A 15,140-nucleotide genomic window follows, 5' to 3' on the forward strand; every position below is an offset into this window, starting at 1 on the left:
GGACTCAGGACAAGGTCAGCTGGAGCGCCTTCTGCCGGATGACCTCGATCTCCGGCGCTTGAGACTTGAGCTGTTCGAGCAGCTCCGCGTTCAGCTTCTTCCCGACGCTCCGGGGCTTGAGGAAGAGCCTTGCCGGGCGCAGGAATCGGACGAACTTCACGAGCTGCGTCGCTCGTTCTTTCGGGACGTCGGGATCGAGGATCAGCAGCTCCAGCCCTGGCACGATCGCGCCGGTGTAGTCGCCCTCGCAGGCGGAGCCATTCGCGACCAGGAGGTTTCTCTCCCCGAAGGTGAGCAGGACTCCAGACCTGCGCGCGGGGAAGAGGGGCTGCGGGGTGACCTCGAGCAGGCGGAGGCTGAAGCCGTTCCGGTCCAGCACGTGCTGGGGGTGGAGCCAATGAACCTTGCCCGCGAGGCTCGAATAGAACGCCTTCTGGCCCGGAAACCGGCACCTGCCCGCCCTGGCATCCTCGATGCGTTGCTCAAGGTGTTGCTTGAAGGAGCGCGAGCACCAGATCTCCGAGGAGGGTTTCCGGAGGAGCTTGATCCCGTTCTCCAGTTCATAGGCCTCGACGCTCAAGGCCGAGGGGTCCTGCTTCTGCGTCAGTTCCCCGCTTTCGAGGATGAAGAGGGTGTCAGCGTCCGCCTCTTCCCGCTCCTCTTCCTCCGTCATCGGGTTGAAACAGCAGACGTGTCCATCAATGTCCAGGCGCAGGTTGTTGTCCGGAATCACGGTGATGGAGACTGTCGGCATGGTCGTCATCCTTGGGCGGGCGGCATGGTCAATCAATCGCTGAGCCTAGCGCGTTGATTTGGTGGATGGAGCGCGCAGGCATCATCCCGACCACGTTGCTGGGCACGCCCCGGGTCCCATCGAAGTGAAGTTCGGTTCGAGCGCCCAGGTCTCGTCATTCCCTGTCGGACCCAACAGGGAAGCTCCACCCTTGTTGCCCAGTCAGGGCCTACTCGGGAGGCGTTGATGTTCGTGCGTTGGAGCCGGGCCATCGTGTCACTGCTGTTGTTGTCCGGAGCGGCGTGGGCGGAGGAGATACCAAACGACGAGGATTCCAAAGCGGTGGAGGAGTTCATCCCCATCCAGCTCGAGGATGAGTCTCCGCCGCCAACCCCGCCCGCTTCGCGTTCGCGCTGGGCGAACCTCGTGAGCCTGGAGGCCACGACGTGGACGTTGCTCCCCCGAAGGACGGTGGATGGGGCTGAAGGCTTTCTGCAGGTGGCGCCGAAGTGGGTGGTGGCAAGGCCAGGAGTGCTTCACCTGGGCCTGGGCGCTCCGGTGCGGCTGCGGATGTGGGGCGGTGGGACAGGGGCCGGCCGCGTGCGGAAGGAGGACTGGGACACGCTGTCCGACTGGGGGCAGGTGGTGCGCATCCTTACGGTGGGAGGGGATGCGCCGAACTCGCTGTGGATGGGCGCCCTGGAGTCATACACCCTGCTGTCCGGGCACCTGGTGCGTCGATACAACAACCGGGGCAATCCCAACTATCACCCCGCTGGGGCGGTGGTGACGGGCCTGATGGCGCCCGTCTACGTGGAGGCTTTCGCCTCGGACGTGCTCGGTGCGCGGCTGATGGGCGCGGAAGTCGTCCTGGATGCGGAGCACCTCCTCTTCGGCCGTTCTCACAATCCCTTGCGGTACATGCTGTCGATGTCCGCGGTGCATGACTGGGGGAAGGCCGGTGGGGCGTCGGCCCCCATGACGCTGGCCCACCTGGATGGGACGGCCATTCTCGTGCGGCGCAGAAATCCCGAGGGCGGCTTCGAGTTGCAGGCGATGGGAGGCTGGGGTGGACGTCCCGGCGAAGGAGGTGCCTGGGGCGCGGTGGTGGGCCTGGGTGTCGAGTCCGTGTCCTCGACCTTGGACCTACGGGCGCGTCTGGAAGGGCGGCTGCAGCGGGGAGGCTTCCGCCAGGGCGCCTTCGGTCCGGACTACGAACTGGCGCGGTTCCAGGTGGCGGGACCGTCCGCCCTGCCGCAAGCGGATGCTCCCTTCCCGGATGGGGCCTCGGCCCATGGCGAGGTGATTCTCACCTGGGACGCGGAGGGCCTGGGCGTGCTGGGGAATCGCCACTTCCGCCTGACCCTGGGGGCGGAGGCCTTCAACTGGGGCCGCATGGATGCGGAGGGGCGCCTGGAGGCGCAGGTGTTCCATCGGAACCTGACCGTGGCGGCTGGCGGCATGGCGATGGGAATGGGCCAGCCGGCAGCCCGCTACCTCGCGTCGAGCGAGGTGCGGTGGCGCTTCCTGGGAGGGGCACTGTACGCGGTGGGGCAGGGCGGCACGCTGTTGTCTCCCACGCCAGAAGGGACGCTGCGGCCAGAAGCGTTCGTGGCCGTGGGGCTCGGGGTGGACCATGTGCGCTGAGCGTTGGCTGCATGGCGGACCTGGCCTCGTGTTGATGGTGGCGCTCATCGCATCAGGCTGCGCGTCGGTCCCCGCGAAAACACGCCATGGCGCCACGTTGGCCATCCGTTCCTTGTCCGGGATCACTCAGGCCGCGAGCAGCACGGTGCCAGGTGTGTACGCGGGGGACGCGGCGCCGGGCTCCCTTCATGGGGAAGGCGTGGAGGCGGCGCCCCTGGGCTTTCGACGTGGCCCGCTGACGGACGCCGTTGAAAGGACGGGGACGCGCGGCTCGGGTGGGTTGGGTGGGCTTGCCTTCGCCTGTGGTGGCAAGGCCGTGCCTTCCGGTTGGCCCCACCTGGATTCCAGCCGGGAGATGTTGGCGCCCTTCCTGACGTGTGCCTCGCCCGCGGAATTCGTGGCCATGCAGCGTGGAGTGGACATGGCCTCGCTGGTGGAGTCGCTGGAGCCTTGGGACGCCATCCGGCTGGGGGCGCTGGGGCCGCTCGACGCGCGAGCCTCGGAGATTCTCTGCCGTAAGCGCGCGGTGTTCCTTGTCGCCGCCACCGAGAAATATGGCGTGCCGTATGCCGAGGTCCTTGCCCTCTTCATCCTCCATTCGGCCTTCGACGACGAAGTGCGCGAGGTGGTGCGGCTGCTGGCGCGCGACAAGCAGTTGGGGGAGACGCTGGGGAGCATGGCTGCCGTCCGCGAGGAGCTGAAGCGGCGGGAGCTGGCGCTGGAGGACTTCCCGGAACGAGGAGATCAGGCCCCAGATGTGTTGCGCGGGCTGGGGCGAGCGGGCCGGGACATGCTCTCCAGCACCACCGTGAGTGGTGAGGCCCGGTACGCGGATCTGATGGCGATGCGGAGGCAGCTGCCATCGCCCTATCAAGTTGCCTTCGACGAAGTGCAGAAGGACTTGATGGCGCGGCACTACTCGGCCGGAAGCATCTCGGCTGGGGTCTTCGACCACCTGACGTTTGGCGTGCCGCTCGGCTTCTACCATCTGGTGGCGGGGACGGGGCACGGGGCGTACTCGCTGGCGCAAGGCAAGTACGAGCAGGCCAGCCGGGAACTCGCGCCCGCGGCCTTGACGGTGGCGCTGTACGCTGGGGGCAGGGGCGCACGGGCCCTGGTCGAGGCGCGCGGCGGACCGCGACGGATCCAGATGCCCGCATTGGACCTGGAAGGGATGAAGGCGCTGCTGGGACGCCTGGAGGAGCAACTGGGCGTCAATGCTGCTCGCGATCTGCTGCGCTACCTCCAGGCGAGCCGAGAGGGTGCGAGGGTCGCCGCCGAGTGGGGCGAGGCGGGGCTGCTGGCGCTATACGAGTCGCGCGGCAATCCGGTGAAGGCGCAGGCGGTGCTGGCGGAGGCCCACCGCGATTCGGCCCGGGCCGCGTCAACGAAGGGCGTGGCCGGGAAGCGGGCCGGCGGCTCCGCATCGCTGGCACAGGACGCAGCCGCGTCCGCGCTGGAGGCGGCGAAAGCCAAGCTGCTCCAGGCCGAACTGGAGGCCCCTGGCGCACGCCTTCCCAAGGACGTGGAGTTGCTGAAGGGGCTGGCTCCTGAACGGGATGCCCCTCCAGCGGGAGTCGAGCGGGGCGCGGGCCTCTGGCGCGACTACGTCTCCTACCGAGAGCGGCGGCTCCAGGAGATTCTGAGGGGGGCGGAGGTCAAGGGCCCCCTGAAGTGGGCGGGCTACCAGGAGATGTTCGCCCAATACAGCCGGGGCTGGGCCTTCGAGAGAGCCATGGTTGCCCTCCTGGAGGCGGATGCGGCCCTCCCACGGGCGCAACGCCGATGGCTCGGTGATTTCGAGCAACCTCGCATCGAAACGCACGTGGGGGTGATGAAGTCGGACCTGCGCTTCGCGGATGTGCTCGTCATCGAGGAACGGTCTGCTCCGGGTCGGTCTCCTCGTGTGGAGACCTTCAGCTTCAAGAGCCGTGACCTCTCACGGTTCGGATTCGACGCGCTCAAGGCCCAGATGATCGACGATGCGAGCGCCGCCATGAAGTACTACGGTGAGACCCTGCGCATTCGCCGCCCTGGAATTGAACAGACAACACAGGTCCAGAGAGTTCGTCTCATCTATGAGGGCGGTCACCTCAAGCCCGCCGACCCGAAAGCACTGAGGGCGGCACTGCGTGAGTCGCAGAATGAAGTTGACGGAGTGGAGGTGTCGTTTCGATGAATGGAGCAGGGACGCACGAGTTCAACGCTGACGACCGCCTTCGTCTCTCCTTCGAAGCGACCTTCGACCAGAAGACAGGCCTGAAGCATGCACTCGAGCCATTTCTGGACGTGCTTGAGGCACATGCGGGCGCATGGATGCCGGACATTGTTGGAGGGAAACGGCCGTACGCCTATTCTCGAGACCTCGTTCTGAAAGCGCTCGAAGAGAAGCGCGGAACGAGGAGCACATCCATTGGCCTCTCTCGTGCGGAATGGCCTTCATTGGATATGGCTCTCAGCTTCTGGCTGCCTCCCTCCGCCCCCAGGTTGAACGTCTGGATTTCCGTTCAGCCGCTTTCCCTCTTCAAGGAGTCAGAGCGCTGCCATCAGTTCGTGGAGATGGTCCGCGCCTGGGCCTCCCATTTTCCAGTGATGGGCGCCACGGCGAACAGTCTTGCCGATGATCAATTGGCGGACGCATCAGCCCTTGTCCCCGGTGATGACGACCGGGAGGGGCCGGGTGGAGCCGGGCTTCGTGAACTTTCCTGGCTCAATATCTTCGGTCCAGGGCTGGTGGAGAGGGTAGGCCGTGGGCGGATGCTCTCGACTCCCGCGCACCTCGCGGAGGAGCTACCCAACGGCTCTGTCCTTGTCGTGCTGCGGCCCACCCCCGCCGACTTCGCCAGTGAAGAGGCGCGCGTCGCCCAGGCCCGCGCCCATGTGCATCTTCGGCCGGAGCTCGACTTCGACACGGTGCTGCGGACCCTGCGAGAGCGCAGTGCTGCCCTCACGCCGGTGGCGCCACGCTTTCACCCTGACCTGGCGCCGCTCCTTTCCCGGCTTTCGTTCGAACTCGCCATCAGCGAACGGCAGCGGAGGATTGCCGAATTCAACGCCCTCCAGCCGCCGGAGCCGGAGGAGTGGCTCCCGGACGCACTCCCGTCGGACGTCGGGAATCCGGAGCGTGTCCTCAGCGACTACGACGACCTGTCCGAGGGACTCGTGGCGGCGCTGCACACTCATGTGCCCAGCATCTTCGACGAGACGCCTGAGTCCCTCACGGACCTCGACTTCTACTTCTCGAAGGAAAGCTTCCCGGAGCGGTACCCGCGGAACCTCATCGACGGGCACACCGCTCCGGCGGTGGGAGCCTACCTGGGACGCGTGCTGGTGCGGCGGCTTGGCGGGACGTGGGTGTTGCGGCAAAAGCTGGAGGAGTCTCAGGTGCGTGTCGGCCAGCGCGTCTGGCTTCCCTTTCTCCGCGCCCGCCGATACATGCGCTCATGTCCGTCGCTCCTGGACTTCTCGCTGACGCAGTTCTTCCGGGAGGCAGAGCGGCACCGGGGCTGAGCTGGAATCGGGCGCGAACACCAGCCGTGAAGTAGGCTCCCCGCCCGCCATGCAGCTCGCCATCCCCCATGCCCCCCGCGGTGTTCGACTGGCCCAGGTTCCCGGGGCGGTGGCGCGGTTGGTGCGCGGGGTGGTGCTGGGCCTGGTCCTCATCACCGTGCTGGGCCTGGGGGCCAGCTACGTGGGCCGCTACTTCATCGAGGAGCAGCGCTTCACGTCCAGCGCGGAGCTGGTGGACGCGGTGGTGGGCGCGAGCCATGCGCCCCCTCCGAGCCAGCGCGAGGACGCGGAGGGCACGCTGGACGTCCTCTACACGTTCGCGGGCGAGGACCACTCCGTGTCCGGAGTCCGCACGGCCGCGGACCACGCGGCGGGCCTGGGCCATGGCGCCCGGGTGCAACTGCTGGTGGATCCGTCCCAGCCGGGGCGGCCTCGTGAAGCGACCCATGCCCGGGCCCAGGCGTCCCGCGTGGGGCTGCTGCCCTGGGGCCTGGGGCTGGGGGCGCTGGTGGCCCTGGGCGGCTTCGCGTGGGAGGTGCGGCGGCTGTGGCGCCGGGAGGTGGTGCCCCTGCGGCTGGGCGCGCTGGTGTGGCTCACCCCGGATGACGGCTTCCTGCCGGAAGGGAAGGGCGAGGCCGTGTTCCCCGCGCACTTCTTCCGCCAGGACGTGAAACACGCCGTGCGGGCGCGCTGCCGCCCCCAGCGGGCCCCGGTGCGCAATGGCGGCAAGGTGCTGGCCGCCGTGGTGCCCTCCGAGCCGGGCTGGTGCCGCGTCATCGACGAGGAGCTGGCGCGGACGCTGGGCTGGGTGCGCTGACGGACGGACAGGTGGGGTTGAAAAGTTGCTGGCCCCCGGAGGCCGTGTGACACACGCCTGTAGCTGCAACGTCCGGAGGCTTCCATGCGCGTTCGCTTCTCCCACTTCGTGCTGCCCGTGCTGCTCCTCACGGCCCCGAGCGCCGTCGGAGCCGCCAAGCGCAACGAAGCGGAGGAGGCGTACCAGCAGGCCCGCCGCGCCTACTACGCGCTGAAGGACGACGCGTCCCGCCGCAAGCTGCGCCACCACTGGCTCAACGTCGTGCACCGCTTCGAGTCCGTGGCCACGCGCTTCCCCAAGAGCGACCGCGCTCCCGACGCCCTCTTCACCGCGGGCGACCTGCTCCAGGAGCTGAGCCGCATCTCCTTCGTGGACGAGGACCTGCAGGCGGCCATCTCGGACTACTCCAAGCTGGTGGAGGCGCACCCGAAGCACCGGCTCGCGGATGACGCGGCGCTGGCGCTGGCGCGCATCCACGTCAACCGCCTGGACAAGCCGGAGGCGGCCCGGAAGATCCTCAACGAATCGCTGGCCACCATCCCCAAGGGCGATCAGAACCGGGAGCTGAAGTCGCTGCTGGCCTCGCTGCCGCCGCCCAGCAAGACGCCGTCCGCGAAGCCCACGGTGAAGCCGCTGCCCCCGGTGGTGAAGTCCACGCCGGACACCGCTGTCGCCGCCGCGCCCCCCAGCTCGCCGCTGGTGGACGCCATCTCCAAGCTCGCCCGCGAGCCGTCGCCGGTGCCTCCGAGCACCCCGGCCCCGGTCGCCGAGACCACTTCGAAGGACGCCACGGCGAACATCGTGGACGCGCCCACCGTCGCCGACGCGAAGGCTCCGGAGGCGGTGGCGTCCGCGAAGCCGGAGGCCCGCGTGGAGGTCCCGGCCGTGGCGTCGAAGGCGCCGGCTCCGGTGGTGGACAACGCCCCGGTGGCGTCGAAGCCGGCCGCCCCCGTGGCGGTGGCGTCGAAGCCGGAGACGAAGCCGGCCGCTCCGGAGGCGCCTCGCCCGGTGACGGCGCCGGTGGACGCGCAGGTGGCGCAGGCCCGGCTCAAGGCCGTGGCGAAGCAGTCTCGCCACGCGGAGCTGACGCTGGCGGAGCAGTTGGGGCTGAAGGTGCGTCGCGTGGTCATCGACGCGGGCCACGGCGGCCATGACTCCGGCGCCATCGGCAAGGCGGGGACGAAGGAGAAGGACGTGGCGCTGGCCATCTCCAAGAAGGTCGCGGACGGCCTGCGGGAGAAGGGCCTGGAGGTCGTGCTCACGCGCGACGACGACACCTTCATCCGCCTGGAGGACCGCGCGAAGCTGGCCAACGAGGCGCACGGCGACCTGTTCATCTCGGTGCACTGCAACTCGGCGGCGACGCACAAGCTGCGCGGCATCGAGACGTACACGCTCAACACGTCCGCGGACCGCTACTCCATCCGCCTGGCCGCTCGCGAGAACGCGTCCTCCGAGAAGGGCATCAGCGACCTCCAGTTCATCCTGGCGGACCTGGCCACCAAGGCGAACACGGAGGAGTCGAGCCGGCTGGCGAACGCCGTGCAGCACAACCTGGTGACGGGCCTGTCCGGCAAGTACGACGGCATCAAGGACCTGGGCCACAAGGAGGCGCTGTTCTACGTGCTGCTGGGCGCGAAGATGCCCGCCATCCTGGTGGAGACGTCCTTCCTGTCGCACTCGGAGGAGGAGAAGCGCCTGGCGTCCGAGCGCTACCAGGACGAGGTGGCGAAGAACATCGTGCTGGGAGTGGAAGAGTTCCTCGGTGATCGCCGCCGCGTGGCCAAGGTAGACTGACGCGTTCGTCGTCGTCAGTCCCCATGGCCGAGCAGTCCCCCCCGCCCAGTCCCAAGCCTTCGCAGGACCCCCACGCGCCCCCGTTCCAGACGGAGGCGGACCTGCGCGCGTGGCTGCGGGCGGAGGGCCTGGAGCACCTGTCGCGCCTGAGCCTGTCGCTGCTCACGCCTCGCGTGGAGGCCGCGTACCTGCCGCAGGTGCGCGCCGTCATCTCCCGCCGCCGGCTGGTGGAGGTGCTGGCCCAGGACACGCTCGACCGCTGGACGGCCGAGATGCTGCCCACGCCGCGCATGCGGGACCTGCTGCCGAAGCTCGCCTGGCGCTACGTGGAGGACGAGCGGCAGGGCGCCATCGAGGCCCGGGCCTCCGTCCCGGAGCGCCTCACGCCCCCGGCCGATACGCGCACGCACACGGTCCACGGGATGCTGATGGCGTGGCGCGTCCGGGTGCCTTCGAGCATCGCGCCGCGTCCGGAGCGCGCGCTGCCGCTGGAAGCACTGGTGGAGGAGCCGGACCTGCCGGGCTTCCGCCTCAAGGAGACGCGCATCTCCGAGCTGCCGGTGTCCCCGCCGGGCTCGGGCTTCATCCTCGCGGAGGCGCGGCTGACGTTCAGTCCGTCCGGCGTGACGGCGGACTGTTCATGCGGCGCCACGTTCTGCGTGCACCAGCTGGCGGCCGTGGACACGGCGCTCCTCTGGCTGCGGCAGCGCTGGACGGAGGACTTCGGCGAGACGCTGGAGGAGCTGGTGCGGCCCGCGTGGGCCCGGACGCTGCGCGCGCTGGAGCGGGCGGTGGAGGAGAGCCCGGGCGGCGGCGGAGGCGTGGAGATCTCCTGGCGGCTGGACGTCATCGAAGGGTACGGCGTGGAGGTCGCGCCCTACGTGCACCGGCGCACGAAGAAGGGCGTGCGCACGACGGGGGCGAAGGTCACCCGGCGCAAGCTGTTGCAGGAGTACGGCTCGCAGCTCAGCCCCTCGGACTCGCGCATCGCCGCGCTGCTCACCGACAGCACGGCGCCCGCTTCGCGCGCGCTGCTGTTCGAGCTGATTGATCATCCGCGCCTGTCGCTGGAGGGCACGCAGGACCTCCCCGTGCGCATCGAACGCGAGAAGGTGGGCCTGGTCGCGGAGGACCGGGGCGGCACCGTGCTGGTGAACGCGGGCGTGGATGGCGCCGTGCTGCCCGCGCCGCTCCTGGAGCGCGTGCGCAAGGCGAAGCCCGAGGACGCGGTGTTCCTCTGGGACGAAGGCGCGCACGTGCTCACGGTGCTGGACGTGAGCCCGGAGGTGCGCGCCATGGCCACGGTGCTCCAGAAGCACGGCAACGCGTTTCCCCCGGAGAGTCACGGGGCGCTGCTGGAGCACCTGTCGAAGCTCTCCGTGCGCCTGCCGGTGGCCATGCCCCGCAGCGTGATGGGGGAGTCCATCGCGCCGCGGCAGCTCCCGGTGCTCCGGCTGGAAGGACAGCCCGGGGGCGCGGTGCGGCTGGAGCTGCGGCTGCGCGCGCTGCCGGATGGCCCGGCGTACCTGCCCGGCGAGGGGCCTCGCGACGTGCACGTGCGGCGCGACACGCGGTCGTTCCACGCGGTGCGCGACTTCGGGCGTGAGCTGACGGCGGCCGCGGCGCTCCAGGCCCGGCTGCCCTTGCAGACGGCGGAGCCGCAGGAGCTGCCGTTCTGCTTCCTCTTCCACAGCGCGCAGGGCGGGCTGGCGGTGCTGGCCGCGTGCGCGGAGATGGAGCCCCGGCCGGAGCTGGAGTGGGTGGGCGCGTCCATGCGGCTCGTGCCCAAGCGCGGCGCGGGCGACCTGAAGGTCGTCCTGGAGCGCAAGCGCGAGTGGTTCGGCGTGCTGGGCGGCCTGTCCGTGGAGGGCGAGCGGGTGGAGCTGGCGCGGCTCCTGGACGCGGCCCGGCGCAAGGAGCGCTTCGTCCAGGTGGACGCGCGCACGTGGGTGGAGATCGAAGCGGCGCTGCGCGAGCAGCTGGAGAAGCTGGCGGATCACGCGTACCTATCGAAGCACGGGCTGGAGGTGGGCCCGTCCGCGGCGGAGGCCCTGGCGGGGCTGGGCACCGCGGGCGCGCTCATCGACGCGGATGCGTCCTGGAAGACGCTGGTCGAGCGCATCTTCGCGGCGAAGGAGCTGAAGCCCCGGGTGCCCGCGGCGCTCAAGACGGAGCTGCGCGACTACCAGCTCGAGGGCTTCCGCTGGCTCACGCGGCTGGCGTCGTGGAACGCGGGTGGGGTGCTCGCGGACGACATGGGCCTGGGCAAGACGGTGCAGGCCCTGGCCGTGCTGCTGGAGCGCGCGAAGCACGGGCCCGCGCTGGTGCTGGCCCCCACGTCGGTGGCCTTCAACTGGCGGGACGAGGCGAAGCGCTTCGCGCCGTCACTCAAGGTGACGATCTTCTCCGACGCGGAGGACCGGGGCGGCACGCTGGAGCGGCTGGGGCCTCGCGACGTGCTGGTGCTCAGCTACGGCCTGCTCGTGCGTGACATCGAGCGGCTGGCCTCGCTGCGCTTCGCCACCATCGTCTTCGACGAGGCCCAACAACTGAAGAACGCGGCCACACAGCGCTTCCGCGCGGCGCGGGCGCTCCAGGCTGACTTCCGGTTCGCGCTGTCCGGCACGCCGCTGGAGAACCACTTGGGCGAGCTGTGGGCCCTCTTCGCCGTGGTCTTCCCGGGGCTGCTGGGCAGCCTGGAGGCGTTCCGCAACCGCTTCGCCGCGCCCATCGAGAAGCAGGTGGACCCGACGGCCGCGCCCGCGCTGGCCCGGGTGCTCCAGCCCTTCCTCCTGCGCCGCACCAAGGCCCAGGTGGAGGCGCAGCTGCCGCCTCGCACGGACGTGAAGGTGCCCGTCGTCCTGTCCCCGCCGGAGTGGACGCTCTACGAGGACGCGCGCCTGGCGGCCCTGTCCGACCTGGAGACGCGCAAGGCGAAGATGAAGGACCAGGAGCGGCGCATCGAGGTGCTGGCGGCGCTGACGCGGCTGCGGCTGCTCGCGTCGCACCCGCGCCTGTACGACGAGTCGTCCAAGCTGGAGTCCTCCAAGTTGGAGCGCTTCATGGAGCTCATCCAGGAGCTGCGCGAGGAAGGCCACCGCGCACTGGTGTTCAGCCAGTTCACGTCCCACTTGGCGCTGGTGCGCGAGGTGCTGGACGCCCAGGGCATCGCCTACGAGTACCTGGACGGCTCGACCCCCGCCGGTGCCCGCGCGGACCGCGTGCGTGCCTTCCAGGAGGGCGACGCACCCCTGTTCCTGATTTCACTCAAGGCAGGCGGCTTCGGACTCAACCTGACGGCCGCGACCAGCGTCATCCACCTGGACCCCTGGTGGAACCCCGCCGTGGAGGATCAGGCCTCCGATCGCGCCCACCGCATCGGCCAGCAGCGCCCCGTCACGGTCTACCGGCTGGTGGCGCGTGGGACGATCGAGGAGCAGATGCTTTCGCTCCATGAGCAGAAGCGGGCCCTGGTGGCCGGCGTGCTGGAGGGCAAGGACGCCGCCGCCCGCCTGTCCACCCAGGAGCTGCTCGGGTTGCTCGCGCAGCGGCTGCCGGGCATCGACGGGCTCGACTCCGCCGCGACGAAGCACTGAACGGTCTTTCCGTGGTTTTTCCGGGGCTGTTCAGGTGCCTGAACACGCACTGAACAGACTTTTAGCCATTTCAGCGCCGCTTGGCCTGAACGGTCGATCAGTCCTGAGTTTCTGATCGGCCATGCCTACATGAAACAGTGATCAGGTGGGCAAGGTGCGCCGTTTGTCGGCGAACAGATGCCGCCGGCACCTACATCCACCTCCCGGATCAGTATTGCCATGCCTACATGATCGCGTTTTCAGTGGGTCTCGGCACACTCAATGAAACATGTATCAAATAAATACATGCTTCATTGTGGCGATGTCTGTAGTTGATTGCAGTCAATTGCATTGATTTGTCTGTGTTTCAGTCATGAATCAGCGGGAAGAAGTGCCCGATCGGGCCGTTCCCGTGGCCCACGGCGAGCGGGTAGCGCAGGGCGGAGGTGACGTACTCCTTCGCCAGCCGCACGGCCTCCAGCGGCGGGGTGCCCAGCGCGAGCCTCGCGGCGATCGCGGCGGACAGCGTGCACCCGGTGCCGTGCGTGTTCGGCGTGTCCACGGGTGCCACGGACAGCGTCTCCATCCGCGTGCCGTCGAACCACACATCCGTGCCGCGCAGCGCGCCCGGCATGCCGCCGCCTTTCACCAGCACCACGCGGGAGCCCAGGGCGTGGATGCGCCGGGCCGCCTCGCGCATGTCCTCCAGCGTCTGGATGTCCATGCCCGCGAGCAGCTTCGCTTCATGGCGGTTGGGCGTGAGGATGGCCGCCAGGGGCAGCATGCGCGAGCGCAGCGCCTCCACCGCCTCGTTGTCGATGAGCTGCGAGCCCGCGCGGGACACCATCACGGGGTCCACCACGATGGGGCCCAGCGACACGCGGGAGAGTTGATCCGCCACGGCTTCGATCAGCGGGCGCTGGGCCAGCATGCCCACCTTGACCGCGTCCACGCGCATGTCCGATGCGACGGCGTCCACCTGCGCGGTGACGGACTCGGGCGGGAGCAGGTCCACGCGGGTGACGCCGCGAGTGTTCTGCGCGGTGATGGCCGTCACGGCGCTGGTGCCGTGCACGCGGTGGAAGGAGAAGGTGCGGAGGTCGGCCTGGATACCCGCGCCACCGCCGCTGTCCGAGCCGGCGATGGTGAGGGCGGTTGCGACAGGGAAGGGCTTCATGGGCGCGGCATCCTAGCCGCGCCCCGGCTCCTGCAACCCTGGAACTAGAACTGGTTCTGCCGGGCCTGGTCGAAGTCCACGCGGTGCTTCAGGTACAGCGTGTCCAGCATGTGGTTGCTGATGGGGTTCAGGTTGCCGTCGGTGAAGCGGTGCACCACCGCGCCCTTGCCCGCGTCCTTCAAGAAGGCCAGCGGATCCACGTCGCCGCCCAGGCCGGTGAGCGTGGGCACGGGGTCCGCGTTGTTGACGTAGTGCACGTACTGGGGGCCGTCCGGGTACTTCGTGGACGCGGCGCCGAAGGTCTCCACCTGCAGGTGGCTCAGCTTCGCCTCCACCTGCGCGGGGGACAGCCCGTCCTCCACGCGCAGCCGCTTCGCCACGTCATTCAGCGCGCGCGCGGTGATGAGGCCACCCTGGCTGTAGCCCACCAGGTGCACGTCGCGGCCAGCCTTCAGCTCCGAGTAGAGCGTGTCCGCCAGCGTGTCCACGGCCGGGTTCTTGCCCTTGTCCAGCTTGTCCGTCACGCACTGGCCCAGGTCCTTCACCAGGCCCTCGGTGGCGTTGTGGATGCCCACCACCTTCGCGCCGGAGCTGTCCGCCAGCGCCTGCATCTCACCCAGCTGCCCCGCCGTCGGCGTCATGATGCCGTTGACGTAGAGGAGGGTCTTGTCCGGGTTGGGATTGTTCTTCGGCGTGACGCCCGGCACGTCGCCGAGCTTCGTCGTCGACGGCAGCACCTTGCCGCCCGCGCCCACGAACATGCCGTCCTGCGCGCGGTCCGGCTTCGCGCCGCCAAAGAGGCTGGTGATCTCCTTCACCGTGGTGGCGTTGAAGACGTTGGCGCCCATCTCCACGAAGCGTGGGATGTCCTTGATGCCGCCCACCGCCGCGTCGATGAGGCCGCCCAGCAGACTGTTCTTCTGCGCCGGCGCGGACTCGAAGGAGGACTTCTGGAACGCGGGCTGATGCGCCGCCGGCTTCTTCGCGAGCGGCTCCGCGGCCGTCTTCGAAGTGGAGGACGGCACGGCGAGGGAACGGGTGCGGTCGATCGTGCTCATGGAAACCTCCAACCACCGGGGGAAGTGGGTCTGGGTAGGTTATCCGCATCTGGCCCGGGAAGTTGCGTCCCCTCGCGTCATGGCGTTCAGCGCTTCACGACGTGGATGTTGAAGTTGCCGGTGCGCAGGGTGCCCCACAGCCGCAGCCACAACGGGAGGAATGCCTCGGTTCCACGGGCGGTGGTGATGTCGCCCAGGTCGATGACGTGCTTCCAGCCGAAGCCCTCCGTGAGGAGCTGCTTCACGCGGGCCTTGGCGTCCACGTCGTTGCCGGACACGAAGACGTCGTGGTCGCCCGGCACGCGCGAGGGATCCACCATCACCTCGCAGTTCATCGTGTTGAGCGTCTTCACCACCTTCAGCGACGGGAAGGCGCGCTGGAGCTGCTCGCCCAGCGAGTCGTCCGGAGGCGTGGAGAGCCCCGGCGGCATGCCTTTGGTGAAGTCGAGCGGGTTGGAGACATCCACCAGCACCTTGCCGCGCAGGGCCTCCTCGCCCGCGGACTTCAGGACGTCCAGCGAGGCGTTGCCCAGCGTGCAGTTGAAGAGCAGCTCCGCGAACGCGGCGGCGTCCCGGAACGTGCCCTGCGACGCCTGGCCCCCGGCCTTCTTCACCCACGCGGCGGCCTTCGCGTTGTCCGGCGTGCGCGAGCCCATGCGCACCTCGTGGCCCAGCGCCACCAGCTTGCCGCCCAGCGTCTCGCCCACCATGCCCGTACCCAGGATCGCGATCTTCATCAGGACTCCCTTTCGTGTGGGGAGGACCCTAATCGTCAACCCAGGCGGCCGTGAGCACGTCCGGGTTGAACCATCGTCAACCCCGGGTT

The 15,140-nt window shown here is 69.1% G+C and carries 10 protein-coding genes; 6 read left to right on the plus strand and 4 right to left on the minus strand.

Going from position 1 to position 15,140, the window contains the following annotated elements:
• Positions 1-4: 4 nt before the first annotated feature.
• A complete protein-coding gene (locus JYJ93_RS22630) occupies positions 5-754 on the minus strand; it encodes a hypothetical protein (RefSeq protein WP_206794535.1) in 750 nt (249 codons plus the stop codon).
• A 225-nt stretch (positions 755-979) separates the two neighbouring features.
• Here JYJ93_RS22630 and JYJ93_RS22635 point away from each other — a divergent pair, with 225 nt between their 5' ends.
• The 6 genes from JYJ93_RS22635 (at position 980) to JYJ93_RS22660 (ending at position 12,100) form a co-directional block, all read left to right on the plus strand.
• The gene (locus JYJ93_RS22635) at positions 980-2,380 is read left to right on the plus strand and encodes a hypothetical protein (protein ID WP_206794537.1); all 1,401 of its coding nucleotides are present in this window, start codon (positions 980-982) and stop codon (positions 2,378-2,380) included.
• A complete protein-coding gene (locus tag JYJ93_RS22640; RefSeq protein ID WP_206794538.1) occupies positions 2,370-4,559 on the plus strand; it encodes a hypothetical protein in 2,190 nt (729 codons plus the stop codon). The genes JYJ93_RS22635 and JYJ93_RS22640 overlap by 11 nt, the downstream gene beginning before the upstream one ends.
• Positions 4,556-5,890: a hypothetical protein gene (locus tag JYJ93_RS22645; RefSeq protein WP_206794540.1), complete on the plus strand. Its 1,335-nt coding sequence runs from the start codon at positions 4,556-4,558 to the stop codon at positions 5,888-5,890. The genes JYJ93_RS22640 and JYJ93_RS22645 overlap by 4 nt, the downstream gene beginning before the upstream one ends.
• Before the next feature lie 49 nt (positions 5,891-5,939).
• The gene (locus tag JYJ93_RS22650) at positions 5,940-6,707 is read left to right on the plus strand and encodes a DUF3592 domain-containing protein (RefSeq protein WP_206794542.1); all 768 of its coding nucleotides are present in this window, start codon (positions 5,940-5,942) and stop codon (positions 6,705-6,707) included.
• An 84-nt stretch (positions 6,708-6,791) separates the two neighbouring features.
• Positions 6,792-8,504, plus strand: a complete 1,713-nt coding sequence (locus JYJ93_RS22655; RefSeq protein WP_206794544.1) for an N-acetylmuramoyl-L-alanine amidase — start codon at positions 6,792-6,794, stop codon at positions 8,502-8,504.
• Positions 8,505-8,527: 23 nt separating this feature from the next.
• A complete protein-coding gene (locus tag JYJ93_RS22660) occupies positions 8,528-12,100 on the plus strand; it encodes a DEAD/DEAH box helicase (protein ID WP_206794546.1) in 3,573 nt (1,190 codons plus the stop codon).
• 346 nt (positions 12,101-12,446) lie between these two features.
• Here JYJ93_RS22660 and thiD read toward each other — a convergent pair whose 3' ends face one another.
• From thiD to JYJ93_RS22675, 3 genes are all read right to left on the minus strand, one after another.
• Positions 12,447-13,256, minus strand: a complete 810-nt coding sequence (gene thiD, locus JYJ93_RS22665) for a bifunctional hydroxymethylpyrimidine kinase/phosphomethylpyrimidine kinase (RefSeq protein WP_206794548.1) — start codon at positions 13,254-13,256, stop codon at positions 12,447-12,449.
• A gap of 44 nt (positions 13,257-13,300) precedes the next feature.
• Positions 13,301-14,314: a hypothetical protein gene (locus tag JYJ93_RS22670; protein WP_206794550.1), complete on the minus strand. Its 1,014-nt coding sequence runs from the start codon at positions 14,312-14,314 to the stop codon at positions 13,301-13,303.
• 86 nt (positions 14,315-14,400) lie between these two features.
• Entirely contained in the window at positions 14,401-15,051 is a 651-nt protein-coding gene (locus JYJ93_RS22675) for an NAD(P)-binding domain-containing protein (protein ID WP_206794552.1), read from the minus strand.
• Positions 15,052-15,140 lie beyond the last annotated feature (89 nt).

The organism is Corallococcus sp. NCSPR001, assembly GCF_017309135.1.
Classification (GTDB): Bacteria; Myxococcota; Myxococcia; order Myxococcales; family Myxococcaceae; genus Corallococcus.